The following is a 25,159-nucleotide window of genomic DNA, read 5'->3' as shown; positions in this document are numbered from 1 at the left end:
ACCATGAGCGCAAACACCGCACTGGCGGAGAAATACCGCAACAACTTCCTGAAGGAAATCGAAGAACAGGTCGAGATGGGCGACTGGGTCAAGATGTGCATGCAATGCGGCGTCTGCTCCGGTTCCTGCCCGACCAACTTCCAGTCGGCCTGGGAGCACCCGCCGCAGGAACTCTTCATGATGATCCGTGCCGGCAAGCGCGAGGAAGTGCTGACCACGACCTCGATGTGGAACTGCACCTCCTGCTACAACTGCATCGTGCGCTGCCCGCGCAAGCTGCCGATCACCCACATCATGCACGGCATCGCCGAATACGCGCACCGGCTCGGCAAGGCGCCGAAGATGCAGCCGACGCGCTTCTTCAGCGGCCTGTTCTGGAAGAACTGCACCCATACGGGACGCGTAAACGAGCTCAAGCTGTCGATGGGCCTGTACTTCAAGGACGGTTTCGGTGCCGGCATCAAGGAAGGCATGAAGATGAAGGACGTGGCGATTGGCCTCCTGAAGGCCAAGCGGCTCAACCCGTTCGAACTGCTCGGCGGCCACAAGTGCAAGGACCAGAAAGGCATCCAGGCGATGCTGAAANAAGCCTACGAAATCGAACGCAGCCGCAAGGCCGCCAAGATGGCGGGCTGAGGAGAAAGATATGGCCAAACATGAATACGCGTTTTACCCCGGTTGCTCGTCGCAGAAGGGCGCTTCCGCATCCAACTACCTGACCTCGGTCGAGTCGATGTGCAAGACACTCGACGTCAAGCTGACCGAGATTCCCGACTGGAACTGCTGCGGCGCATCCATTGGTTATGCGGAAGCCGGCGAACTGCCGCGCCACGTGATGAATGCGCGCAACTTCGCGCTGTCCGAGAAGAACCTGCCCGGGCAGGAGATCGTCGCCACCTGCGCCGCCTGCTGGCTAGGCGCACGCGAGACCCGCGAGCGCCTGACGCATTCCGACACGCTGATGGCCGACACCCGCGAAGCGCTGAAGGAAGCCGGGCTGACGATCAATGAGATGCCCGAGATCCGCCACATGGTGGAAGTGCTGATCGAGGACCTCGGTTTCGACGAGATGAAGAAGCACGTCGTGCGTCCGCTGGAAGGCGTCAAGATCGCCGGCTACGTCGGCTGCCAGACCAACCGCCCATTCGGCGTCGCCGGCGAGTCGTTTGAAAACCCGGTCTACCTCGACAAGATGGTCGAGATGGTGGGCGCCGAGTCGATTCCCGAATACGACATGAAGGTGACCTGCTGCGGCGGCGCGCTGGCGTTCTCGGAACCCGAGAAGGCGCAGGCGCAGATCAAGGACATCGTCGAGTCGGCCTACGACCATGGCGCCGAGATGATCGTCACGCCGTGCCCGCTGTGCCAGGCCAACGTCGAGATCTACCAGGGCCAGATCAACCAGCGCTACGGTACCAAGTTCAACATCCCGGTGATGTACTACAGCCAGTTGATGGTCGTGGCCTACGGTGGCAGCGCCAAGGACGCCGCGCTGAACGGTCAGGTCATCAAGGCGCGCAGGCTGGAGGAAATCGCCGCCAAGCCAGTCAAGGGCTGATCAGCGGTTTCACCAAGGAAAACAGGGGCGGCGGCCCCTGTTTTTTGTGTCTGTCGTACGGCAGGAGGCAAGAGGCGGTCAGGCGGCCTGCTTCACCTCGGTGTCGGTTCTGCCGCGCGCCCGCTGCCGCATGGGCATCCTGCGCAGGAAGGCGGCCATCCCGTGGCTGGCCTGGTCGAAGGCCCCGCCCGGGATCAGCGACGCGCGCGACCGCAAAATTCTTCTGCTTGATGTTGTCGACGATGCCGCCGGCCACTTCGTGGAACCGGGCGTGCAGCCGGCAGGCCTCGGCATGGTCGTCGGGCGACAGCATCCGCCGCGCCTCGTTGTCGAGCCAGTGCCCGAGCTTGCACGCGTGCGTGCTGCCGACGACAGACATGTCCATCGGCGCCCGCCCGCCCAGGAAATTCCGGAAATGGGTCTTCCATGCCCCGTGGATGTAAATGGCGTATTCGATGTCGCGCTTGATGCTCACCGTGTCCTCCTGTGTCGTTTTGATGGCTTTCCATCAATAACGGCATCGGCGGACGGTTCTTTGAGGAGAGAGGCGGCCGCTTCCCGCTTCAGCAGTTCCGCCTTGCGTTCGAGGCCCCAGCGGTATCCGGCCAGCGACCCGTCCGCGCGCACGGCACGGTGGCAGGGGATCACCATCGCCACGGGATTGACGGCGCAGGCGTGCGCCACGGCGCGATGGGCCTTCGGCTGGCCGAGACGTTCGGCGAGCTCGCCGTAGCTCACGGTCTGGCCGGCCGGGATCGCCTGCAGCGCTTGCCAGACGCGGTGCTGCAGGACCGTACCCTGCACGTCCAGCGGCAGGTCCAGCACGCCGCGCGGCTGTTCGATATGGCGCAGCACCCGGGCGACCCAGTGCCGGAACGCATCGTCGGCCGGCTCGAACGCGGCCTGCGGGAAGCGGGTCCGCACGCGATCGGCCAGCGCCTGCGGTTCGTCTCCGAACTCGATGGCGCAGATCCCNTTGCGGGTCGCCGCGACGACGATCCAGCCGAGCGTGCAGCGTTCGACGGCGTAGCGGATGTGCTCGCCGGCACCGCCCTGGCGATAGCGGCCCGGCGCCATGCCGAGCAGGGCGGGGGCGTTCTCATAGAAGCGGCCGGTCGAATTGAAGCCGGCATCGTAGATGGCCGCCGTCACCGACGGCGCGGACTGCAGCGCGGACGTGACGCGCTTGGCCTGCAGGGCCTGGTGATAGGCCTTGGGGGAAAGGCCGGTGACGGCCTTGAAGATGCGCTGGAAATGATACGGGCTCATCCCGGCCTGCCGCGCCAGCTGCGCGAGCGTCGGCGTGGCCGGACCATGCTCGATGGCCTCGCAGGCCTGGCGCACCAGCGCATGGCGCCGCTGCTGCAGCGAAGGTGCGTCCGGCCGGCAGCGCTGGCAGGGCCGGTAGCCCGCCGCCGCCGCAAGCGTGGCGGTATCGAAGAACGCCACGTTCTCCCGTTTCGCTGCGCGTGACGGACACGACGGGCGGCAATACACGCCGGTGGTGCGGACCGCGTAGACGAATTCGCCATCCGCCTGCGGATCGCGGCGGACCACCGCCTGCCAGCGCCGTTCGGTGAGCGGGTCGGCTTCCGGCTCGTCGGCATGCGGTGGNGGAACGGCAGATTCGGTATCCATGGCGAGTGCATCCGGGTTTCGTTCATCACAGTGTCGGCCGGTTCGGACCGCGCCGCAATCCGGAACTTGCGTTCGAATCGCGCGCCTGTCGCACCGCCCGCCAAGCGGCGGTATCCTTACGTTTTCTCCAACACGCACACGAACATGAAAAGAGCCCAAGACTTCAATCAGCTGATCGACCTGGTGCACGAAGCGGTGTACGAAGTCGACGAACTGCGTGCCTGCCTGGAACACGACGATGACGAGGCGTCGACCTATACGCCCTTCCTGGACGACCTCGACAAGATGCTGCGCGACCTGCACGAAGCGATGGCTTCCGGTAAGTATGCGGGCGTGGGGTCGGGCGAGGACCTCGCCTTCATGCCGCTGTTCAAGAAGCACGAGCGCAGCATTCCCTTCCGAGAGCTGCTGCGCACGATCAATGCGACGCATCGTGAAGGGTATGAGCCGTAATGGCGGCCGATTGACCCGGCAATCGGGTTGTTCAAGTAGGTTGAGGCGAGTCACGCCTAACAAGGACTCCGCATTTTCCCGGCTCGCTCGCGCAGCCGGAATTGTCTTACGCCAGTTTCGGACCATGCCGATTCGCCCAGGTTGGCCTATCCGCGCATAGTGCGTGCTCGGCCCCTAAGTGTGGCGCATGTGCCAGCAGAGTGAACATGAGCGTAGACAACCCCGTCAAGCGTCTGTTGATGACCGTGACCCAAGGTGTTTATGTGGTGGGCGTGGGGAAGGACAGCCGGCGGAACGCCTTCACCGCCTCGTCGGTCATGCAGGTGTCCATGCAACCGCCCATGCTGGCAATGGCCGTCAATCCCGACAATGCGTCATATCCCTTGCTCGTGGAAGGTGGCGTGTTCGCAGTGACGGTATTGCAGCGCGACCAATGCGCCCTCGCAGACTTCTTCGGCAACCATAGCGCCCAGGACGAGGACAAACTGAGCGCAGTAGCCTGGCACGCAGCGCCCTCAGGCGCCCCGATCCTGGATGAAGGGCTCTCCTATCTCGACTGCCGCGCCGTATCAAGGCATCCGGCGGGCGACCACATGGTGATCCTGGCCGAGATAACGGGCGGCGATTTCCTGCGAGGAGGCGCCCGGCCCCTGCGTTATGACGAAGTGGGGGACATGGACGGAAGCGACGAATTGTTGCCCGAGCACCTCGGTAGCGCTGGCGGGCGTAGCGAGTTTCCAGGCCACTCATGAGGCGTCGGAGCCATGACAGGCGGAAAGCGCTGACCGGTTCCAAGGAGCGAACGGCTTATTTGACGGTGAGCTGGTTGTTGACGCTTACCACGCCCTCTACGCCCTGAGCAATCTTCGAGGCGAGCTCTTTGGCCGAATCGCTCTGTACCGTACCGGTCAGCATCACCACGCCGTGGTCCGTTTCAACCGAAATGTCGAGGCCCTTGAGGGTATCGTCGGCCAGATACTTGCCTTTGATCGACGTCGTAATCGTGGCGTCGTCGATGGCCTGTCCCGCCTGGTCGGCTTTCTGTTCCAGCGTGTTGCCCAGATCCTGGGTTGCCTGCTTGGTTTGGTCGATAGCGTTGTCCATTCTCTCGCCCGTCGTCGGGCTGGCTGCATTGGCCGGCTGATCTGCGGGCTTGCGGTCACATCCGGTTGCCAGCAGGGCAAGGCCTGACGCGAGGGCGAATGCTGCAATACTGGATACGTGTTTCATGCGGATCTCCTTACGAAATGGATGGGAGCCAAAGATGCAACATGGTTGCTGGCTACGCACCGAGCGGGGATGCTGCGATGTCGGCGACGCAGATGAAAATTGGCTCTGTTGAATTTCAAGTGGGTTGTTCTGCATGAGGGTTAATGGCGTGGAAATCGAGACGGCCGGCGATCAGGAAGATGACGGTTTTGATTGTGTCGATGCGGGTGAAGCCACGGGCACGCCGCTTGGCGGCCTGGAACAAGCCGTTGATCGCCTCCAGAAATCCATTGGTCTGCCGTGTCTGAGCCCAGGCCACGATTCCTTCCAGATGGGATCGGATCATCCGGGCAACCTCCTTCATCGGCTCGACCTTGGAGCGCATGACGCAAGTGCACCAGTGTTCCAGCATGGCGCGCACGACGTTGATTTGTTTGCGATCAAGGATTTCGCGCAGTTGCTCCTTGTAGACCCAGGCGCGCGCCGTGCGCTTGACAGTCATCCTGGCAATCAGTGCGTCAAGATCGGCAGCAGCCTCGGGCTTGAGCCGGGAGGCATCCTTGAGCAGCGTCCAGCGCATGCCCTTGAGGGACTTGTCGGTGCGCTGCTCGATGCGGCGCATCTTGTCCACCGCCGTGCTGGCGTGGCCGATGACGTGGAACTTGTCGAAGGTGATGCGGGCATTGGGCAGATGCTGGCTGACTCCGGCGATGAAGGCTGGCGACATGTCGATGCTCGCCGAGGCGATGTTCCCGGCCGGGCAGCCATGGTCGCCCAGATACTCGGCCAGTTGCGCAATGGTCTGGGCGTCGCGCCCTTCCGTGACGAACAGCACGCGCCTGGCCTCGGCGTCTGCGGCCAGGGTGACATAACTGTGGCCTCGGGCGCGCGAGGTCTCGTCAATGGCCAGCGCCGTGACACCGGAGTGATCCGCCAGGCCGCAGGCCATCTCCACGTACTTCTGGCACACCGCCAGCACCCGGTGGGACGATTCGCCCACGATGCGCGCCACGGCGGCAAACGGCATCTGGCGCGCCAGCATCAGGATGAAGGCTTCGAACAGCAGCGTGAAGCCATTCAGCCGCCCGGCAAAGTCAGGCTCGACCAGTCGCACCGAACCATTGGGCAGCTTCACTCGCGGCGTGCGCACCTGCAGATGGCACTCATGCTGGAAGAAGTTCAGGTGCCGGTAGGTCTTGGTCACGGTGTCGTGCACCGGATGCACGCCTTCATGGCCCGAGACCTTGAAGCGGCTGCCAGCCTTGAAGTCAATCAGCACGGTCAAGGTCCTGGCCGACTCGTCGAAGTCGACCGACGCCACCGTCCACGGCGGGGCAATTCCAAGGGCAGTTTCAAACAGCTTGGCAGTCATGAATTCACTCATCCAGGTTNNGGTCAATATGACGTCAGCTTACCCACTCGGATTTCAAGAGAGGCTGAAAATTTAATGGGAGTGCCGTTCCGTTCGTATAGGTGGATGGCGCACCTGCTTGTAGGACAACTGTCAATCGGGTTTTCTGCCGGGTGGGCGGCTTGCCTGTGCGACACCATGGATGGATGGTCGCGGTATGGAGGGCCTTATTCGGCGCGCAATGCATCCACCGGGTTGAGCCGTGCCGCGCGCATCGCCGGCACCACGCCGGCCGCCAGCCCGATCAGCACCGACACCCCGAGCGCGCCGAAGGCGTAATCCCAAGGTGTATTGACCGGCAGGTCGCTGACCGTGAGCTTCAGCAGCCCGGCGATCCCGGCGCCGACCGCCAACCCGCCAAGCCCGCCCAGGGTGGACAGGACGGTCGACTCCATCAGGAACAGCGTGCGGATCTGCGCGCGCGTCGTGCCCAGCGCGGTGAGCAGGCCGATCTCGGCGACGCGCTCGGCCACGGCGATGTGCATCAGCGTGACCATGCCCACTGCGCCGACCAATAATGAAATCCCGCCGAGCGCGGCGACGGCGAAGGTGAGCACTTCGAGTACGGTGGAAAGCGTGTCGAGCATCTGCTGCTGCGGTGTGACGGTGAAGTCCTCGCGGCCGTGACGCGCGACCAGGATGCGTTCGATGTCCTTGACCACGGCCTTCAGGGGTGAACCGGGTTTGTAGGCGACGTGGACTTCCATGACGCCTTCGCGGTTGAACACTTCCAGCGCGCGCNNAGTGGGGATGTAGACCGTGTCGTCGAGGTCGAAGCCGAGCACCTGGCCCTTGGGCGCCATGACGCCGATGATGCGGAAGCGTGTCGCGCCGACCTGCAGGGTGGCGCCCAGCGGATTGCTCGTGCCGAACAGCTCGGTTTGCACTTTCGCGCCCAGTACGGCATAGGCGCGCGGATTGCGCGGGTCGTCGGCGGGCAGATACTGGCCGACCGCGACGTGCATGTTGAACGCGCGCGAGAAATCCGGCCCTTCGCCATAGACTGTCACGCGGCGGCTGCGGCCGTGGGCGCGGATTTCGGCATTGCCCATCACGCCGGAATTCGTGTATTGCGCGTAGCGCGAGGCCTTCAGCGCCAATGCGTCGTCGATGGTCAGCAGTCGCGCGCTGCCGATGGCACCGACCGATGCACCGTGCGTGCTGATCTTGCCCGGAGTGACGACGATAATGTTGGTGCCGAACTGGGTGAACTCGGCCAGCACGAACCGATGGATGCCGTCGCCGATCGAAGTGAGCAGGATCACTGCGGCAATGCCTACTGCGATGCCGGTGGCGGACAGGAAGGTGCGCAGCCGGTGCGCGGTCAGGGCGTGCAGGGCGAAGCGCAGGGTGTCGATGAAGCTCATTTGCCGCTCAGCGCCAGAACGGGGTCCAGCCGCGCGCGCGCCGCGGGCAGCAGGCTGGCGAGGATGCCGGTGATGAGGGCGGTGGCCACGCCCGCCACGCTGGCCCAAGCTGGCGGCCAGGCAGGCAGCGTTGGATAGGCGAGCCGGATCATCCAGGCGCCGGCGTTCCCCAGCGCGTAACCGATGGCACCGCCCGCCAGCGACAGCCATACTGCTTCTGCGAAGAACAGGCGGCGGATGTCGGCGGCGGGCGCGCCGAGGGCTTTCAGCAGACCGATCTCCGAGGTGCGCTGCGCCACCGCCACCAGCATCACGTTCATCACGAGTATGCCGGCCACCGCCAGGCTGATCGCGGCAATGCCCGCCACGCCCAGCGTCAGCGCGCGCAGGATGCGGTCGAAGGTGGCGAGGATGGCGTCCTGGGTGATGACGGTCACATCCTCCTCGCCGTCGTGGCGCAGCTTCAGGGCGTGGGCGATGGCGGCCTTGGCCGGCTCGATGGCGTTGCGGCTGCGGGCTTCGACCAGGATGCGGAACAAGGTGTTGGTGTTGAACAGTTCCTGCGCGTAGTCAACCGGGATGATGGCGATCTCGTCGGAATTGAAACCCATCGATTCGCCCTGGACGGCCAGCACGCCCGAGACCATGAATCGGCTGTCGCCGAGGCGAACGCGCTGGCCGACTGCGTTGCCGTCTGGGAAAACTCATGCGCCAGCACGCTACCCAGCACGATCTGTGCGCTGCGTTCCGAGCCGTGTGCGAGGAAACTGCCCTGCGACAGTTTCATGTGGCGGATTGGCAGCAACTCCGACGTGCTGCCGAGCACCGTCACTTCGCGCAGCTTCCCGCCGGCGGAGAGTTCGGCCACACCCACATTGAGCGGCGCATAGCGCTTGACCTGCGGCAGGTGGCTGATGAACAGCGCGTCGTCGAGCGTCAGGTCGCGCGGTGTCTGCCCCAGCGCCGCGCCGGGAAGGCCGCCCGAGGTCTCGGCGCGGCCCGGCAGCACGATGACCAGATTGGTGCCGAGCGAGGAGAATTGCCCCACCACGTAGCGCCGTGCGCCTTCGCCCAGCGCCGTCAGCACCACCACCGCTGCCACACCCAGCGCCATCGCCAGCACGATGAGCAGCGAGCGGGTGCGGTAGCTCACCACGGTTGAGAAGGAGAGGGTCAGGGTGTCGCGCAGGTTCATCGGGCGATCCGGGGGCCGTTCGTGTTGAGCCTGTCGAAACACGTGTGGATGACAGGTCAGTGACAATGCTGCCCTTCGACAGGGCTCTCCTGAGCATAGACGAAGGGCTCAGGGCGAACGGGCTAAGGGGGCGGGCTTCCGCACACACGCAACCCAACCACCGTTCGGGCTGAGCCTGTCGAAGCCTGTCCTGAGCTTGCCGAAGTGGCCCTGTGCCCACTTTGGTACATCTCTTGCCTAGCACAGGCCGAACAGTGGCCGCCTTCATTTTCATCCCCACGATCTCGCCATCCCGCATGGCAATGTGGCGATGCGCGCGGGCGCCGAGTTCGCGGTCGTGGGTGACGACGATCAGTGTGGTACCGGCATGGTGCAGGCCTTCCAGCAGCGCCATGACTTCGGCGCCGATGCGGTGGTCGAGGTTGCCGGTCGGCTCGTCGGCCAGGAGCGCCGTGGGGCGCAGGATGGTGGCGCGTGCGATCGCCACGCGCTGGCGCTGGCCGCCGGAAAGTTCGGCCGGGCGATGGCGGGCGCGGTCTTTAAGGTCGAAGGCATCGAGCGCGGCGTCGACGCGCGACTTGCGCTCGGCCGGGGCGATACCTTCCAACATCAGCGGCAACTCGATGTTCTCCGCTGCGGTCAGCCGTGGCACGAGATGGAAGGACTGGAACACGAAGCCGATCTTTTCCCGGCGCACGCGTGCCCGCTCGGTCTCGGACAGGTCGGTGACGTCGGAACCGTCCAGTTCGTAGCGTCCACTGTCGGGACGGTCGAGCAGACCGACGACGTTCAGCAGGGTGGACTTGCCCGAGCCCGAAGGGCCCATGATGGACACGTATTCACCCGATGCGATGTCGAGGTTGACGCCATTGAGCGCGCGCACTTCCTGGTCGCCCATGCGGAACACGCGGGTGATCGAGGTGAGGCGGATCATGGCTGCGCGGGCTTGGGAGCGATCTTCACGCCGGCCTTCACGTTCTCCTGGTCGAAGGACAGCAGCACGCGGTCGCCGGCCCCGAGGCCGCTGACGACTTCCGTGAACGCCCAGTTGGCCAGCCCGGTTTTCAGATGGCGCGTCTCCAGCGTGTCGTCCTTGCCCAGCACCAGTACCGTGCCGTCCTGCTGGATCGCCTGGGTGGGCACGCGCAGCACCTTGTCGCGGCGCTCGATGATGGCTTCCACGTCGGCGCTGTAGCCGACCAGCAGGGCCGCTTCCGGCGGCGTGTCGAAATCGACCTCGACGCCGACCGTGCGCGCCTGTTTCTCGACCTCGGTCACGTAGGGTGCGATGCGCCGGACGTGGCCGGCGAAGACCTTGCCGGGCAGGGCGTCGAGCGTGATGCGCGCAGGCTGGCCGGGTTTCAGCCGGGGNGCGTCGACCTCGTCCATCGGCGCGCTCACGTAGAGGCAACTGTCGTCGATCAAATCCACGGCAGGCGGGGTGGGAATGCCGGGCGGCGAGGGCGTGGTGAATTCGCCGACCTCGCCGGTGATTTTCGCGACAATGCCGGCAAACGGCGCGGTGAGCGTGGTGCGCTCCAGCCCGACTTGCGTGACGCTGATCTGCGCCTGCGCGCGCTTGACGTCGGCGGCGAGCGCATCGCAGTTGGCCTGGCGCNNGCGTGCATCGGCGCGGGCGTTTTCGGTGCTCTGCGGGCTGACGAATCCCTTGGCTGCCAGTTGAGCGGTGCGATCGGCATCGCGCTGTGCGTTGTCGGCCATGATGCAGGCCTCGCGGCGGCGTTCCTCGCTCGTGGTCAGCTGGCGAGTGGCCAGTTCACGCTGCGCAGCGAGGTCGCGGTTCCACAGTTCGAGCAGCGGCTGGCCGGCCTTCACGCGTTCGCCTTCCTTCACCCACAGCTTGACGATCTGCCCGCCTGCCACCGGAGCCAGCTTGGCGCGGCGGCAGGCCTTGACCGTGCCGGCGCGGGTGTTGACTACCGTCGATTCGACCGTGCCGCGCGCAATCGTGGCCAATTCGACTTCGGGCGGTTTCGGGCGGGTGAAATGCCAGCCTGCATAGGCGAGCGCGGCGACTGCCAGCATGATGATGACGAGACGGAGCCAGGATTTCGGTTTGGGCATGATGGGGCGAAGCAAAGGGGAACCGCCCCAATGTAACATTCGACCATGCTGAAAACCATTGTCCCCGCCCATCTCGAATTCAAGGACGGCGTGCCGTATTCCGCGNCCTACGGCGACATCTATCATTCGGCCGATGGCGGTGCGGGGCAGGCACGCCATGTGTTTCTACAGGGCTGCGGGTTGCCGCAGGCGTGGGCAGGGCGTAGTCGCTTTGTCGTGCTCGAAACAGGATTCGGCACTGGGCTGAATTTCCTGGCGACCTGGGCGGCCTGGCGCGACGATCCGGCGCGTTGTGCGCGGCTGCATTTCCTGTCGGTCGAGAAACACCCGTTCCGCACCGAAGATCTGGCGCGGCTGCATGCACAGTGGCCGGAATTCGCACCGCTCTCGGAAGAGCTGCTGGCGAACTGGCCGACGCTGACGCCGGGTTTCCACCGCATCGCGCTCGACGACGGGCGAGTACAGCTCACCCTGATGCTGGGCGACGCGCTCGATTGCCTGCCGCAGGTGCAGGCCGAGGTGGACGCGTTCTACCTGGATGGCTTCGCACCCGACTGTAACGCCGACCTGTGGCAGGCCGCGCTGTTCGACGCGTTGGTGCCGCTGGCCCGGCCGGGCGCGATGGCCGCGACCTATACCGTGGCGGCCTCGGTACGCGAGGGTCTGGGGCGGATCGGTTTCATCTGCGAGAAGCGGGCGGGCTACGGCCGCAAGCGGCATTGCCTGCACGCACGTTTCCAGNGGGAAAGCCGCCGGGCCGACGCTGCGGTGCCGCGGCATGTCGCCGTTGTCGGCGCAGGTGTGGCAGGCGCTGCCGTGGCGCATGCGCTGGCACAGCGTGGCGTGGCGGTCACCGTGCTGGAGCGTGCCGGTTCGCCGGCGCAGGCGGCTTCGGGTAATCCGGTGGCGGTGTTCCGGCCGGTGATCTCGCGCGACGACAACCGTGCGACGCGCCTGACGCGGGCGGCCTTCCTGCACGACCTGCGCGCATGGGCGATGCTGGATGGCGTCGAGTGGGCGCGTTGCGGCGTGCTGCATCTGGCCAAGAATACGGAAGCGGCTGTGAAGCAGCAGCAGGCGCTGGCGGTCACGATGCCGCCGACCGATTATGCGTATTGGGTGGAACGGAACGAAGCACGCGAACTGGCGAACTGGCCGGTGGCAGCCNCCGGTGTGTATTACCCGGCAGCGGGCTGGGTGGTTCCGGGGAGCCTGTGCCGTGCCTGGCTCGGCCATCTGGCCATCCGTGTGCAGACGAACTGTGCCGTTGCGCGCGTGACGCGCGTTGCGGCGGGATGGCACGTCATGGATCGGGAAGGCACGGTGCTGGCCGAGGCCGATGCCGTGGTGCTGGCGAACGCGCGCGATGCCCTGAGGCTGGTGCCGGGGCAGCGCTGGCCGCTCAATACCGTGCGCGGGCAGATCACGCGCTTGCCGCCCGGCAGCCTGCCGGACATCCGGCGGGTGATTGCCCGTGAAGGCTATGTGACGCCGGGCACCCTGAAGGGCACAAGCGCACAACCGCTGGTCGGCGCTACGTACGAACACGATGACGACGACACGTCACCCCGCCTGGAAAGCGATCTCGCCAACCTGGCCCGGCTGGAGGCGATCCTGCCGGGCGCGGGCGAGCGTGTGGCCGTGGGACAGGTGAGTGGCCGCGCCTCGTTGCGCGCCACCTTGCCGGACCGGCTGCCGCTGGTGGGCGCAATCGACGGGCAGACCGGACTGTATGTCGCGGCGGGCTATGCTTCGCGCGGCGTCGTGTGGGCGGGGGTGCTGGGCGAGGCACTGGCCGATCGGATGACCGGCCAGCCCTGGCCACTGGAAATCGAGTTGATGCGGGCGATCGCGTCCGGACGTTTCGAACGCTAGCGTCTGGGGCGCAGGCTCAGGCGGCTGCCAGGGGCTTGCCCTTGTTGGCGGCGACGGACTGGCCGGCTTGGTCGTACAGGCCGTTCTGATTGGTCGCGGCGTGGACCAGTACATTGAGCGCCTGGCGGGTGGAGGCCAGACGCATGTCGATCAGCGTGCCGATACGCTGGTTCAGGGCGCGCGCCTGCTGTTCCATGTCGCACAGCTGCCGCCAGCGGGTGAGATGTTCGGGTTGGCCATGCCGGGTCAGCCAGGCATCCATTCCGGCGTGGTCGGGNGTGTGGCCGGCCGCCAGCAGATCGTCATGGCGCGTGCGCGCCAGGTTGCTGAGCGTTTGCAGTTGCGACAGCTTGGAGGCGTTCAGCGGGGCCAGGCGATCGGCTTCGCCGTCCACCAGCGCGCGTTCCTCTTCGCCCATGACATTCAACAGGGCCTGCCAGGCCGCGCCTTCCATCGTCAGTTTGGCGATCAGGGCCGGGCTGGAAGACGGATCACTTGGCGACATGGAGCATTTCCTTGACCGAGTTGAGCAGGTTTTCCGCGATGTTTCCGGTATTGATGGTGTATTCCCCGCGGGTGATGGCTTGCTTGATGCTGTCCACGCGGGCGCGGTCGACGACCGGAATCGCCGCCAGTTGCGATTCCAGCTGTTTCAGCTGGAGGGCGCGCGGACTCAGGTTGACATCCGTCTTCTGGGCGTCTGCGGGCTTGGCGTCTTCGGCCTTGTTGGGGCGGGTTTCGACGGAATTCGGCAGGGTGATCGGTTTCAGGCCGGGATCGATTTTCATGGCAGTTTCCTGATCGGGCAGGTGCTCGGTTTCTTAAGCTAACTCAGTAACGTCAATTTACGGACTTTCTGAAGTCTGCCCGATCCAATCTACCCGATTTAGAAGGCGACGACCACCCGCTGGCCGTCCTGCGCCACGCCGCTGACCACTTCGCCGGAAGGGGTTTTNACCCGGACCCGGTCGCCCCGGCTGGCGTTGGCCAGCGCCTGGCCTTCGCTCTGGATGGAAAAGCCCGGCCCGTTCATCACCAGGCGGGTGCTCTGCCCCTGTTGCACGGCGAGCGGAGGGCGCAGCAGCGCATTGCGCAGCGGCGCCCCGGCGGCCACCCCNGATACCGTGCGATATCCCTTCAGGTCATCGGCATTGGTGACGACATCGGCCGGCAGGCTGCCCAGATCGCCTTCGCGCAGCGTGAGGTCGTCCGCGCTCAGGATATGGTTGGCGGGCAGTGGCTCGCGGGTCACGACGTACGACCCCATCACGCGAATCTGCGCCGCCAGGTAGACCGTCCATCGGCTGGGCGCCAGGCAACGCACGCCGATCGTGGTTTTCCCCATGCTGCGGCTGCCGGTGGGCTGGAAGGCGTCGAATGCGGAACAGGCGGGCAGCGCGGCGCGCGGCGCGGCAACCTGGATCGTCACCTTGCCGGGCAGGCCGGCGGTCTGTTTNTTCAGGAACTGCTCGGCGTGCGCCTGGATGGCGGCCGGGTCCTGCTGGTCCGCTGCGGGGGCCACGGCGGGCAGAACCAGGCCGGCCACGAATGCCAGGCCGGCGCCCAGTCGGCCTGCCAGGGCCCAGATACGTTTGTGTGCCATGTCGACTCCTTGGCTCGGTTTCTCACACTGCCGCATTGTAGGGAGCGTCGCCCCATCTTAAACGGCGAAATGAACGGGCTTTGTGCCCTTTATCGTTCGATTGAATGGACAGGCGAGTACCTAGGATGCAGTCATCGCAAAAAGGCTTTGCGGCAGAAAGAGGTGAAAACCATGCTGAACCGGCTTGATGACATGCTGAATTTCAACACCCAGGCGCTACGCATACGCGAGCAGCGCCAGCAGGTGCTGGCTTCCAATATCGCCAACGCCGACACGCCGAACTACAAGGCGCGTGACCTGGATTTCAAGACCGCCCTGCAGAGCGCGTTGCAGGGCACGTCCGCGACCGACGGCACGGCGCTGGCCACCACCGCCCCCGGCCATCTGGCGGGCAACCCGGGCGTGGCGGCGGAAGCCGGGCTGCTGTACCGCACGCCGGCCCAGGGCAGCGTCGACGGCAACACGGTGAACATGGATGCCGAACGCGCCGCCTTTGCCGACAACGCCGTTCACTACGAATTCAATCTGACCCGGATCACGCAGCAGATCAAGACCATGATGGCGGCGATCCAGGGATAAGGAGCATAGCGCATGTCACTGTCCAACATCTTCAGCGTGGCCGGCTCGGCCATGAACGCCCAGTCGCAGCGGCTGAATACCGTCGCCAGCAACCTGGCCAACGCCGACAGCGCGACCAGCGCCGACGGCACGCCCTACAAGGCCAAGCAGGTCGTGTTCGCCGCCACGCCGGTAGGCGAGAACGGCGCGACCGGGGTGAACGTGGCCGCGGTGGTCGAGGATCAGTCGCCGATGAAGCAGGTGTACGACCCCAAGAATCCGCTCGCCGACGAGAAAGGCTACGTGACCATGCCCAACGTCAATGTGGTGGAGGAGATGGTCAACATGATCTCCGCCTCGCGCTCGTACCAGTCCAACGTGGACATGATGAACACCACCAAGACCCTGCTGCTCAAGACCCTGAGCCTGGGACAGTGAACAGCAACGATAACGAGGAACGACCATGAGCACCGTACAAGACACCAGTAATGTAAACAGCCTGTTTGGCGCAAGCGCATCCACGTCCTCGAAGAGCAGCGTGGCGGATACGCAGAATCGCTTCCTGAGCCTGCTGGTGGCCCAGATGAAGAATCAGGATCCGCTGAACCCGCTCGACAACGCGCAGGTGACCAGCCAGATGGCCCAGCTCAGCACGGTGCAGGGCATCGAGAACATGAACAGCAGCCTGCAGGCGATGGCCGCCAGCCTGGGCACCAACCAGATGTCGCAGGCCGCCAGCCTGATCGGGCGGACGGTCCTGGTTCCGGGCGATACGATCAGCCCGGCCCAGCTCGAGAACGTCGTGGGATTCGACCTGTCGCGCCCCGCCGACAAGGTCACGGCCAGCATCTACGACGCATCGGGCTCCCTGGTGCGCAAGCTGACGCTGGGTTCGCGCGACGCGGGCGTGAACGTGGTGGCATGGGATGGCCTGACGGACACCGGGACGGCTGCGCCCACGGGCAAGTACAGCTTCAAGATCGATGCCGTCCAGGGTGGCCAGGCAATCGACAGCACCGCCCTGAACCTGGGGACGGTCAACAGCGTTTCGCAGAACAGCCAGGGCGTGCAGTTGAATCTGGCGGGCAATACGAACGTGGGGTATGCCGACGTCCGGCAGATTTTCTGAGCAGTTCGAGTCGGCGTGCCGGATAAGCCGCCAGTCATCATCACAAGGAGCAGAACATGAGTTTTCAGCAAGGATTGAGCGGACTCAACGCCGCCGCAAAGAACCTGGACGTCATCGGCAATAACGTAGCCAACTCCGGCACGGTCGGATTCAAGCAGTCCCAGGCCCAGTTCGCCGACGTCTACGCCAACTCCCTGACGGGTGCCGGCGGCTCCAACGTCGGCATTGGCACCAAGGTTTCGCAGGTGACCCAGCAGTTCACCCAGGGCAACATCACCTCCACCAACAATCCGCTAGACATGGCGATCAATGGCGGCGGCTTCTTCCGCATGGACACCAACGGCGAGATCGCCTACCAGCGCAACGGCCAGTTCCAGCTCGACAAGAGCGGCTACATCGTCAACCCGACTGGGGCCAAGCTGACCGGCTATACGGCGAATGCGAGCGGCGTGCTGTCGGTCGGCGCACCGTCGCCGATCCGGATCAATACGGCCGACCTGGTGCCGAACATCACCACGGACGTGACTGCCGTGCTCAACCTGGATTCGGGCAGCACGCCGATCGACGGGACCGTCACGCCGTTCAACATGAACGACCCGACCACCTTCCACAATTCGACCGCGGTATCGGTCTACGACAGCCTGGGCAATTCCCAGACGCTGCAAACCTACTATGTGAAAAGGCCGTCCGGCGCCTGGGATGTGTATGCGGCCAACGACGGAACCCAGATCGGCGCGGGCCCGGTCGCCACGCTCAACTTCAACGCCAGCGGCGCCCTGACGACCGCGATGCCGCTTGCGGCCATCAACGTGCCGGCCACGGCAACGGGCGCGACCTCGCCTTTCCCCGTCACCTTCGATTACACCGGCACCACCCAGTTCGGCTCCGCGTTCAGCGTCAACACGCTGGATCAGAACGGCTATACCTCGGGTCGCCTGGCCGGCTTCAACGTCGGTTCCGACGGCGTGGTCCTGGGCCGTTATACCAACGGCCAGTCGGCCGTGCTGGGCCAGGTGGTGCTGGCGAATTTCTCCAACCCCAACGGCCTGCAGCAGATGGGCAACAACATGTGGACCGAATCCTCGACCTCGGGGTCGCCGCTGGTCGGCACGCCCAACTCGGGCAGCTTGGGCGTGTTGCAGTCGTCGGCAGTGGAAGACTCCAACGTCGACCTTACCGCCGAGCTGGTCAACATGATCACCGCGCAGCGGGTGTACCAGGCCAACGCGCAGACCATCAAGACCCAGGATGCGGTGATGCAGACCCTGGTCAACCTGCGTTGATGCAGTGAGCGTTTAAGGAGGCCGCATGGACCGTCTCATCTACACCGCCATGACCGGCGCGAAGCATGCGCTGGAGCAGCAGGCGACCACGTCGAACAATCTGGCGAACGCGACCACCACCGGTTTCCGTGCGCAGATCGACCAGTTCCGCGCGGTGCCGGTGCAGGGCGCGATCCTGCCCACCCGGGCGTTCGTGGTCGACTCCACCACCGGCAGCGATTTCCGTTCCGGTGCGATCCAGCAGACCGGTCGCGACCTCGACGTGGCGGTGCAGGGCGACGGCTGGATCGTGGTGCAGGCGGCCGACGGCAGCGAAGCCTATACCCGCAACGGCAGCCTGAAGATGGACGAGAACGGCGTGCTGCAGACCCATGACGGCCTCAACGTCATGGGCGACGGCGGTCCGCTGTCCATCCCGCCGGGCCGCAACGTCGCCATCGGCAAGGATGGCACGATCTCGCTGGTGCCCGACGGTTCCGCCGCCACCGGCCTCACTTCGGTCGGCAAGCTGAAACTGGTGAACCCGCCCACGGCGGATCTGGTGCGCGGCGACGATGGCCTGTTCCGCATGAAGGATGGCCAGACGGCGGAAGCCGATCCCAATGTGAAGGTGGTCAGCGGCGCGCTTGAGTCGAGCAACGTCAACGTCGTCGACGCCATGGTCAACATGATCTCGCTGGCCCGTTCGTTCGATATGAACATGAAGCTGCTGCAGAACGCAGAGAGCAACGACAGCAAGGCCGGCCAGCTGTTGTCGATGAACTGATCCCCCAATTCTTGAAGGAACCGACATGATTCGCTCACTGTGGATTGCCAAAACCGGTCTGGATGCGCAGCAGACGCAAATGGACGTGATTTCCAACAACCTCGCCAACGTCAGCACCAGCGGGTTCAAGCGCGCGCGTGCGGTGTTCGAGGACCTGCTGTACCAGACCATCCGCCAGCCCGGCGCGCAGTCGTCCGAGCAGACGCAACTGCCATCCGGCCTGCAGATCGGAACCGGCGTGAAAACGGTGGCCACCGAGCGCATCTTCACGCAAGGGAATCTGCAGCAGACCGGCAACGCCAAGGACGTTGCAATCCAGGGCAACGGCTTCTTCCAGGTGCTGATGCCGGATGGCACGACCTCCTACACGCGCGACGGCTCCTTCCAGGCCGATTCCAACGGCCAGTTGGTGACGTCCAGCGGTTATGCGGTGCAGCCGGCCATCACGATTCCGCCCGATACCCAGACCCTGACCATCGGGCGCGACGGTACGGTGTCGGTGCAGCAGGCCGGCTCGTCCACGCCGGTGACCGTCGGTACCCTGCAGCTGGCGATGTTCGTCAACCCGGCCGGCCTGCAGAGCCTGGGCGAGAACCTCTATGCCGAAACCGCCGCATCGGGCACGCCGAGTTCCAACGCACCCGGCAGCAACGGTGCCGGCACGCTCAATCAGGGCTACGTCGAAACCTCGAACGTCAACGTCGTGGAAGAGATGGTCAACATGATCCAGACCCAGCGTGCCTATGAAATCAACAGCAAGGCGATCACGACATCCGACCAGATGTTGCAGCGCCTGACCCAGCTCTGAGGTTTGCCATGAAGATGTCGCGTATCGTGGGATGTGTCGGGATGCTGCTGGGGCTGGCGGGTTGCGGCACCACGCCGTNCGTCCATCATCCAGCAGCCCACCACGGCGCGTCCGCAGGCGCTGCCCACCCAGGCGGCAGGCAATGGCGCCATCTTCCAGGTCGCTTCCTATACCCCCATGTTCGAAGACCGGCGCGCGCGCCACGTCGGCGACGTGCTGACCATCGTCATCAACGAGAAGACGCAGGCCGGCAAGAAGGCGTCGTCCAATGGGTCGAAGACCGGCGCGGTCGATTCGTCGATCAGCGCCGTCGCCGGGCTGCCGCTCAAGACCTTCCAGGGCGCCGGCGTGAAGGCCGATTCGTCGACCTCGTACGACGACAAGTCGGCGATCGACTCCAGCAACCTCTTCACCGGAAACATCACCGTCACCGTGACCGAGGTGCTGCCGAACGGCAATCTGGTGGTCGCCGGCGAAAAGCAGATCGCGCTCGACAAGAGCACCGAGTACATCCGCCTGTCCGGCGTGATACAGCCCGACACCATCCAGGCGGGCAATACCGTGTCGTCGGCCAAAGTGGCGGACGCGCGCATCGAATACCGCTCCAGCGCCAAGTTCGACTCGGCCGAAGTGATGAGCTGGCTGGCGCGCTTTTTCCTCAGTTTCATTCCCTTGTAAATGGTGGCCCTCATGAGGATTCCGTCTCTGTTTCTGCTGGCTGCGCTTGCGCTGAGCGGCGTCGCTCAGGCCGAACGCATCAAGGACATCGCCACCATCCAGGGCGTGCGCGACAACCAGCTGGTGGGTTACGGCCTGGTGGTGGGCCTCGATGGTACCGGCGACCAGACCACGCAGACGCCGTTCACCACCCAGAGCATCACCAACATGCTGATGCAGATGGGCGTCAACCTGCCGCCCGGCACCAACATGCAGTTGAAGAACGTGGCGGCGGTCATGGTGACCGCCGATCTGCCGCCGTTTTCCCAGGCCGGACAGACGATCGACATCACGGTGTCGTCGATGGGCAACGCCAAGAGTCTGCGCGGCGGCACGCTGGTGATGACGCCGCTGAAGGGCGCCGACGGCCAGGTCTACGCGATGGCCCAGGGCAACCTCGTGGTCAGCGGTGCCGGTGCGTCGGCCAGCGGCAGCAAGGTGCAGATCAACCATCTGAGCGTGGGGCGCATCCCGAGCGGCGCGACTGTGGAACGCAGCGTCGCCACGGTGCTGGGCGCATCCGGCACCATCAATCTTGAACTGATGCAAAGCGATTTCACCACGGCCAGCCGCGTGGTCGATGCGGTGAACGCCCGCTTCGGCAAGGACACCGCGCGTGCGCTGAACGGGCGTGTCATCCAGGTGAAGACGCCGGTGGGCGACGATGCGCGCGTGGCCTTCCTGGGCGCGATCGAGAGCCTCGACGTCAATCCGGCCCAGGCCATGGCCAAGGTCATCATCAATGCGCGCACCGGCTCGGTGGTGATGAACCAGGCGGTCATGCTCGACCCCAGCGCAGTGTCGCACGGTAACCTGTCGGTGATCATCAATACCCAGCCGGTCATCAGCCAGCCTGCACCGTTCTCCAAGGGCGAGACGGTGGTCACCTCGCAATCGCAGATCGAAATCCGTCAGCAGCCGGGCGAAGTCATGCTGGTGAAGGGCAGCGCATCGCTCGCCGACGTGGTGAAGGCGCTCAATTCCATCGGCGCGACACCCCAGGACCTGCTGGCCATCCTGCAGGCCCTGAAGGCATCCGGCGCGTTGCATGCGGAACTCGAGATCATTTGAATGATTGGCGGCGCCGACCTCACCTCCAAGTTCGCGCTCGACGTCCAGGGCGTCAGCCAGCTCAAGCTGGAGGCGAAGCAGTCCTCGCCCGAAGCGCTGAAGGCGGCGGCGCAGCAGTTCGAGGCGGTGTTCATGAACATGCTGATGAAGAGCATGCGCGAGGCGTCGCCGCAGGACGGCATGTTCGATTCCGAACAGACCCGCATGTACACCGCGATGCTCGACCAGCAGCTGACGCAGAAGCTTGCCAGCCGCGGGATCGGCCTGGCCGACATGATGGTGCGCCAGCTTTCGCGCACCCTGAATGCACCCGGTGTCGATGGCGCGTCGTCCGATGGAACCGCGCCGGCCGGCCTGCCCCTGAATCCCCCACAAAAGGGAATGGAATTGAATGCCCCGCCGCTGCGTGTCCAGGCGCCCGGGAAGTGCCTGCGCCCGGCCCGGCAACGCAAACGGCAGCCCCGATCGCCACCCNGCAGCGGGGATAACCCTCCGCATGTCGATGCCTTTGTGCAGAAGCTGCTGCCGCACGCCCGGGCGGCGAGCGCCAGCAGCGGCATTCCCGCCAGCTTCATGATGGGACAGGCCGCACTGGAAACCGGCTGGGGCCGCAACGAAATCCGCGGGGCCGACGGCCAGAACAGCCATAACCTGTTCGGCATCAAGGCGGGCGGGTCGTGGAAAGGCCGTACCGTCGACATCGTCACCACTGAATACGTCAACGGCAAGCCGCAGAAGCAGGTGGACACTTTCCGCGCCTACGACTCCTATGCCGACGCCTTCCGCGACTACGCCAACCTGCTGCGCGGCAATGCGCGCTATCAGAACGCGATCGCACAAGGCCAGGATGCCGCCGGTTTCGCCCAGGGGCTGCAGCAGGCGGGCTACGCAACCGATCCGGGCTACGCCCAGAAGCTGATGGGCGTGATCCGGATGGTAGAAACGACCTGACTCAAGAAAAGCACAGGCCGACCGATTCACCTATCAAGCGTATTTATATTCCTTCCCTCATAACCTTGGCGACCAGATAGATGGCTACCAGCATTCTCAGTATCGGTCAGAGCGCCCTCGCTGCCGCACAGGCAGGACTGAGCACGACCGGCCATAACATCGCGAACGCGTCGACGCCAGGCTACAGCCGCCAGGTCGTGATACAGGGCGCGGCCCAGCCACAGAACTTCGGCTTCGGCTTCATGGGGCAGGGCACCCAGATATCCACGGTCCAGCGCGTGTACAACGAATACCTGGGGGTACAGGTGCAGTCCGCCCAGGCTTCGCAAAGCGGCCTCGACACGTACTACACGCAGATCAAGCAGATCGACAACATGCTGGCCGATTCGACGGCGGGCCTGTCGCCGTCCCTGCAGGATTTCTTCAGCGGCATTCAGGCCATGGCCTCGAATCCGTCGAACGTTCCCGCGCGCCAGGCCGTCCTGTCGTCAGCCGATGCGCTGGCCGGACGCTTCCAGAGCCTGGCCGGACAGCTCAATGAAATCAGCCAGGGCGTCAACAGCCAGATCCAGTCGAGCGTCAGCAGCATCAACAGCTATGCCCAGCAGATAGCGCAATTGAACGATTCGATCGGCAAGGCCCAGCGGGCGACCGGCCAGCCCNCCAACGATCTGCTCGACCAGCGCGACCAGCTGGTCCTGGATCTGAACAAGGAGATCAAGGCGACGGTCGTCAAGCAGGGCGACGGTTCCTACAACGTATTCATCGGCAACGGCCAGTCGCTGGTGGTGGGCACGACGACGTCAAAGCTGGTCAGCGTGGCGTCCGCGACCGATCTCTCGAAAATCGTGGTGGCCTACCAGTCCAGCAGCGGCAGCACCATTCCCCTGAGCGAGTCGAGCCTGGTAGGCGGACAGCTGGGTGGCCTGGCCGAGTTCCGCAGCAAGACGCTGGAACCGGCACAGAACGCGCTGGGCCGGGTTGCCATCGGGCTGGCCAGCACCGTCAATGCCCAACACAGCCTCGGCCAGGACCTCAACGGCAACCTGGGCGGCGCCCTGTTCACGCTGGCCTCGCCGGTGGTGAACGCCAATACGGGCAATACCGGTTCGGCTGTCGTGACCGCCAGCATCAGCGATGCCGGCGCCCTGACCACCAGCGACTATCGCCTGCAGTACGACGGCAGCAATTACACGCTGACCCGCCTGTCCGACAATACCGCGACGACTTTCGCACCCGCCGCCCTGCCGCAGACCGTGGACGGCGTGACCATCAACGTGTCGACCGCACCTGCAGCAGGCGACAACTTCCTGATCCGTCCCACCGCCAACGGCGCGTCCGGTATCGGCGTGGCGATCAGCGACCCGGCCTTGCTCGCGGCCGCAGCACCGATCCGTGCCAGCGCGGCCAGCGGCAATACCGGTACCGGCACCATCGGCGCCGGCAGCGTCAACACGCCGCCTCCACCCAATGCCAATCTGCAGCAGCCCGTCACGATCACGTTCACGTCAGCCACGACCTACAACGTGACGGGCACGGGAACGGGCAACCCGACGGGCCTGACGTATACACCCGGCGCAACGATCAGCTACAACGGCTGGAGTACCAGCATCAGCGGCACGCCGGCCGCAGGCGACAGCTTTACCGTGGCATCCAATACCGGCGGCGTGGGCGACAGCCGCAATGCCCTGCTGCTGGGCGACCTGCAGACCAGCAATACGCTGGGCAACGGCACCACCAGTTACCAGGGCGCGTATTCGCAGTTCGTCAGCGAGATCGGCAACAAGACCCGCGAACTCGAAGTGACCAGCACCGCGGCCAGCAATCTGCTTTCCCAGGCCACGCTTTCGGCGCAGAACGAGTCGGGCGTCAACCTCGACGAGGAGGCGGCCAATCTGCTGCGTTATCAACAGGCCTACCAAGCGGCCGGCAAGGTCATGCAGATTGCCAGCCAGTTGTTCGATGTTCTGCTCTCGATTGGACAATAAAGATCATGCGCATCAGTACCCAGACCCTGTTTGACAATGGCGCCGCCCGCATTGCCGACGCGCAGGCCGCCCTGTACAAGACGCAGCAGCAGGTTGCCGCCGACCGCCGCATCCTCACGCCGTCGGACGATCCCGTCGCGGCGGCACGGGCGCTCGAAGTGACGCAGTCGCAATCGCTCAACACCCAGTACGGCACCAACCGCGGCTATGCAAAGGACTCGCTCGCCGCCGTGGACGGTACGCTGTCGAGCGTGACGGATCTGTTGCAGGAAGTGAAGACCACCGCGATCTCGGCCGGCAACCCGACCCTGGGCGATAGCGAGCGTGCTTCCATTGCCACCGCATTGCAGAGCAGCCTCGGTCTGCTGATGGGCCTGGCGAATGCCCGCGACGGCCAGGGGAACTACCTGTTCTCGGGCTTTCAGACCTCGACGCCGCCCTTTGTCCAGACCGCTTCCGGCGTGCAGTACCAGGGCGACCAGGGACAGCGCCTGATCCAGGTCGACGCCACGCGCCAGATGGCGGTCAGCAGCCCGGGCCAGGGCGTGTTCCAGGGTGGGNGGCAGGATATGTTCAAGACCCTGAACGACCTCATCACCCAATTGAACACGCCGGGAACCACGGGATTGAGCGCCACCCTGACGACCGCCAATAGCGATCTTCAAGCAGCCCTGGACAACGTGTCCACGGTACGCGCATCGGTCGGTACGCGCATGCAGGAACTCACGTCGCTCGACAATTCCGGCACCAACAAGAACCTCCAGTACAGCCAGACCCTGTCAGGTTTGCAGGATCTCGACTACACCAAGGCGCTGACCGATCTGTCGCGGCAGCGAACGACGCTGGAAGCCGCGCAGAAATCGTTCGCGCAAACCTCCAGCCTGTCACTCTTCAAGTTCCTGTGAGCATGGGCATGCTTTCCCAGGAATCCGTGCCCGATCTGGTGGAAACCCAGGTCATGCGCCTGTTGTCTGGCGTGTCCACGCACGGGGACCAGCACCTGGCCGAGGTCGAGCGCGATCTGGTGCAGATGGACGTGTTGCTGAACGAAGCGATCAAGAAGCTGTGCGCCAGTTTCATGGCGATCCACCACGCCATCGACCTGCAGCAGGAAACCCTCAAGAGCATGCTGTCGGCCGGAAAACCGGCGCCCGAGCAGGCTGCGCGTCTGGAGACGCTGCGCGAAGAGATCGGCCAGCATGTCGGTGCCGCCGTCACGGGTTTGCAGTTCCAGGACATGACCAGCCAGCTCATCGGCCGGATGGTGCAGCACCTGGCGGGATTGCGCGACGTATTCGGTGAGCTTGGCACGAACGGGACGGCCGACCTGCCGGAAAGCGGCAGCGAGGAAATGCTGGTCATGCTGAATCGCATCAGCGACCGGGTCGGGGCGCGCTGCAGCGAACTGGCCGGGGCCGTGCGCAGCACGGTCAACCAGCGCCACATGGAAAGCGGCGACATCGAACTGTTTTGAGATTACGAAATGCGCGGGCC

Annotated in this window: 26 protein-coding genes and 2 pseudogenes; 17 read left to right on the top strand and 11 right to left on the bottom strand. The window is 64.8% G+C overall.

Going from position 1 to position 25,159, the window contains the following annotated elements; translation table 11 throughout:
* Positions 1-3 precede the first annotated feature (3 nt).
* Both HZY77_RS05745 and HZY77_RS05740 read left to right on the top strand, forming a co-directional pair.
* A complete protein-coding gene (locus tag HZY77_RS05745) occupies positions 4-636 on the top strand; it encodes a 4Fe-4S dicluster domain-containing protein (RefSeq protein ID WP_296819646.1) in 633 nt (210 codons plus the stop codon).
* Between the two features lie 10 nt (positions 637-646).
* Entirely contained in the window at positions 647-1,558 is a 912-nt protein-coding gene (locus HZY77_RS05740) for a CoB--CoM heterodisulfide reductase iron-sulfur subunit B family protein (RefSeq protein ID WP_296660991.1), read from the top strand.
* Here the strand turns inward: HZY77_RS05740 and HZY77_RS05735 are convergent.
* Both HZY77_RS05735 and ada read right to left on the bottom strand, forming a co-directional pair.
* Positions 1,548-2,033 carry a CZB domain-containing protein gene (locus HZY77_RS05735; RefSeq protein WP_296819644.1) on the bottom strand — a complete coding sequence of 162 codons (486 nt, stop codon included), beginning with the start codon at positions 2,031-2,033 and terminating at the stop codon, positions 1,548-1,550. The two genes, HZY77_RS05740 and HZY77_RS05735, sit on opposite strands and share 11 nt — an antisense overlap.
* The gene (ada, locus tag HZY77_RS05730; RefSeq protein ID WP_296819642.1) at positions 2,030-3,196 is read right to left on the bottom strand and encodes a bifunctional DNA-binding transcriptional regulator/O6-methylguanine-DNA methyltransferase Ada; all 1,167 of its coding nucleotides are present in this window, start codon (positions 3,194-3,196) and stop codon (positions 2,030-2,032) included. The genes HZY77_RS05735 and ada overlap by 4 nt, the downstream gene beginning before the upstream one ends.
* Before the next feature lie 144 nt (positions 3,197-3,340).
* Here ada and HZY77_RS05725 point away from each other — a divergent pair, with 144 nt between their 5' ends.
* Both HZY77_RS05725 and HZY77_RS05720 read left to right on the top strand, forming a co-directional pair.
* Entirely contained in the window at positions 3,341-3,649 is a 309-nt protein-coding gene (locus tag HZY77_RS05725; protein ID WP_296819640.1) for a hypothetical protein, read from the top strand.
* Between the two features lie 206 nt (positions 3,650-3,855).
* Positions 3,856-4,401: a flavin reductase family protein gene (locus HZY77_RS05720; RefSeq protein WP_296819638.1), complete on the top strand. Its 546-nt coding sequence runs from the start codon at positions 3,856-3,858 to the stop codon at positions 4,399-4,401.
* 55 nt (positions 4,402-4,456) lie between these two features.
* On the opposite strand, the gene HZY77_RS05715 is transcribed toward HZY77_RS05720, so the two are convergent.
* From HZY77_RS05715 to HZY77_RS05690, 6 genes and pseudogenes are all read right to left on the bottom strand, one after another.
* The gene (locus HZY77_RS05715) at positions 4,457-4,879 is read right to left on the bottom strand and encodes a BON domain-containing protein (RefSeq protein WP_296819636.1); all 423 of its coding nucleotides are present in this window, start codon (positions 4,877-4,879) and stop codon (positions 4,457-4,459) included.
* A 115-nt stretch (positions 4,880-4,994) separates the two neighbouring features.
* Entirely contained in the window at positions 4,995-6,230 is a 1,236-nt protein-coding gene (locus HZY77_RS05710; protein WP_296820769.1) for an ISL3 family transposase, read from the bottom strand.
* 206 nt (positions 6,231-6,436) lie between these two features.
* The gene (locus HZY77_RS05705) at positions 6,437-7,636 is read right to left on the bottom strand and encodes an ABC transporter permease (protein WP_296819633.1); all 1,200 of its coding nucleotides are present in this window, start codon (positions 7,634-7,636) and stop codon (positions 6,437-6,439) included.
* Positions 7,633-8,831, bottom strand: a pseudogene (locus HZY77_RS05700) (ABC transporter permease). The gene HZY77_RS05705 and the pseudogene HZY77_RS05700 overlap by 4 nt, the downstream one beginning before the upstream one ends.
* Before the next feature lie 277 nt (positions 8,832-9,108).
* Positions 9,109-9,765: pseudogene (locus tag HZY77_RS05695) on the bottom strand (ABC transporter ATP-binding protein); the annotation flags it as partial.
* The gene (locus HZY77_RS05690) at positions 9,762-10,916 is read right to left on the bottom strand and encodes an efflux RND transporter periplasmic adaptor subunit (RefSeq protein ID WP_296819631.1); all 1,155 of its coding nucleotides are present in this window, start codon (positions 10,914-10,916) and stop codon (positions 9,762-9,764) included. The gene HZY77_RS05690 and the pseudogene HZY77_RS05695, both read right to left, overlap by 4 nt.
* Before the next feature lie 45 nt (positions 10,917-10,961).
* On the opposite strand from HZY77_RS05690, the gene mnmC reads away from it, so the two are divergent.
* On the top strand, positions 10,962-12,791 hold the full coding sequence (gene mnmC, locus HZY77_RS05685) for a bifunctional tRNA (5-methylaminomethyl-2-thiouridine)(34)-methyltransferase MnmD/FAD-dependent 5-carboxymethylaminomethyl-2-thiouridine(34) oxidoreductase MnmC (RefSeq protein ID WP_296819629.1): 1,830 nt from the start codon (positions 10,962-10,964) through the stop codon (positions 12,789-12,791).
* Between the two features lie 16 nt (positions 12,792-12,807).
* On the opposite strand, the gene HZY77_RS05680 is transcribed toward mnmC, so the two are convergent.
* The 3 genes from HZY77_RS05680 to flgA all read right to left on the bottom strand — a co-directional run bounded on the left by HZY77_RS05680 (position 12,808) and on the right by flgA (position 14,394).
* Complete coding sequence (locus HZY77_RS05680) at positions 12,808-13,296, bottom strand: flagellar protein FlgN (RefSeq protein ID WP_296819627.1); 489 nt, start codon at positions 13,294-13,296, stop codon at positions 12,808-12,810.
* Positions 13,283-13,579: a flagellar biosynthesis anti-sigma factor FlgM gene (gene flgM, locus HZY77_RS05675; protein WP_296819624.1), complete on the bottom strand. Its 297-nt coding sequence runs from the start codon at positions 13,577-13,579 to the stop codon at positions 13,283-13,285. The genes HZY77_RS05680 and flgM overlap by 14 nt, the downstream gene beginning before the upstream one ends.
* A 98-nt stretch (positions 13,580-13,677) precedes the next feature.
* Positions 13,678-14,394: a flagellar basal body P-ring formation chaperone FlgA gene (gene flgA / locus HZY77_RS05670; RefSeq protein WP_296819622.1), complete on the bottom strand. Its 717-nt coding sequence runs from the start codon at positions 14,392-14,394 to the stop codon at positions 13,678-13,680.
* A 171-nt stretch (positions 14,395-14,565) separates the two neighbouring features.
* Between flgA and flgB the strand changes: the two genes are divergently transcribed.
* The 12 genes from flgB (at position 14,566) to HZY77_RS05610 (ending at position 25,139) form a co-directional block, all read left to right on the top strand.
* Complete coding sequence (gene flgB / locus HZY77_RS05665) at positions 14,566-14,973, top strand: flagellar basal body rod protein FlgB (protein WP_296636415.1); 408 nt, start codon at positions 14,566-14,568, stop codon at positions 14,971-14,973.
* A 12-nt stretch (positions 14,974-14,985) separates the two neighbouring features.
* Positions 14,986-15,390, top strand: a complete 405-nt coding sequence (gene flgC, locus HZY77_RS05660; RefSeq protein ID WP_296636412.1) for a flagellar basal body rod protein FlgC — start codon at positions 14,986-14,988, stop codon at positions 15,388-15,390.
* A 25-nt stretch (positions 15,391-15,415) separates the two neighbouring features.
* Positions 15,416-16,081, top strand: coding sequence for a flagellar hook assembly protein FlgD (locus HZY77_RS05655; protein ID WP_296819620.1), 666 nt, complete (start codon positions 15,416-15,418; stop codon positions 16,079-16,081).
* A gap of 56 nt (positions 16,082-16,137) precedes the next feature.
* Positions 16,138-17,364: a flagellar hook protein FlgE gene (gene flgE, locus HZY77_RS05650; protein WP_296636404.1), complete on the top strand. Its 1,227-nt coding sequence runs from the start codon at positions 16,138-16,140 to the stop codon at positions 17,362-17,364.
* A gap of 25 nt (positions 17,365-17,389) precedes the next feature.
* On the top strand, positions 17,390-18,130 hold the full coding sequence (gene flgF, locus HZY77_RS05645) for a flagellar basal-body rod protein FlgF (RefSeq protein WP_296636401.1): 741 nt from the start codon (positions 17,390-17,392) through the stop codon (positions 18,128-18,130).
* A gap of 25 nt (positions 18,131-18,155) precedes the next feature.
* Positions 18,156-18,938 (top strand): flagellar basal-body rod protein FlgG, encoded by a 783-nt coding sequence (gene flgG / locus HZY77_RS05640; protein ID WP_018507821.1) that lies wholly within the window; start codon positions 18,156-18,158, stop codon positions 18,936-18,938.
* Between the two features lie 33 nt (positions 18,939-18,971).
* Positions 18,972-19,616 carry a flagellar basal body L-ring protein FlgH gene (locus HZY77_RS05635; RefSeq protein ID WP_296819618.1) on the top strand — a complete coding sequence of 215 codons (645 nt, stop codon included), beginning with the start codon at positions 18,972-18,974 and terminating at the stop codon, positions 19,614-19,616.
* Between the two features lie 12 nt (positions 19,617-19,628).
* A complete protein-coding gene (locus HZY77_RS05630; protein ID WP_296819616.1) occupies positions 19,629-20,726 on the top strand; it encodes a flagellar basal body P-ring protein FlgI in 1,098 nt (365 codons plus the stop codon).
* Complete coding sequence (flgJ, locus tag HZY77_RS05625; RefSeq protein WP_296819613.1) at positions 20,727-21,677, top strand: flagellar assembly peptidoglycan hydrolase FlgJ; 951 nt, start codon at positions 20,727-20,729, stop codon at positions 21,675-21,677.
* An 80-nt stretch (positions 21,678-21,757) separates the two neighbouring features.
* Entirely contained in the window at positions 21,758-23,665 is a 1,908-nt protein-coding gene (gene flgK / locus HZY77_RS05620) for a flagellar hook-associated protein FlgK (RefSeq protein WP_296819611.1), read from the top strand.
* A gap of 5 nt (positions 23,666-23,670) precedes the next feature.
* Positions 23,671-24,570, top strand: a complete 900-nt coding sequence (flgL, locus tag HZY77_RS05615) for a flagellar hook-associated protein FlgL (RefSeq protein ID WP_296819609.1) — start codon at positions 23,671-23,673, stop codon at positions 24,568-24,570.
* A 2-nt stretch (positions 24,571-24,572) separates the two neighbouring features.
* Positions 24,573-25,139: a chemotaxis protein gene (locus HZY77_RS05610; RefSeq protein ID WP_296819605.1), complete on the top strand. Its 567-nt coding sequence runs from the start codon at positions 24,573-24,575 to the stop codon at positions 25,137-25,139.
* Positions 25,140-25,159: the final 20 nt, after the last annotated feature.

It is taken from the genome of Thiobacillus sp. (assembly GCF_013693775.1).
GTDB lineage: Bacteria > Pseudomonadota > Gammaproteobacteria > Burkholderiales > Thiobacillaceae > Thiobacillus.
Note: the sequence above shows the minus strand (reverse complement) of the source record. Positions and strands in the feature narration are given on the sequence as shown.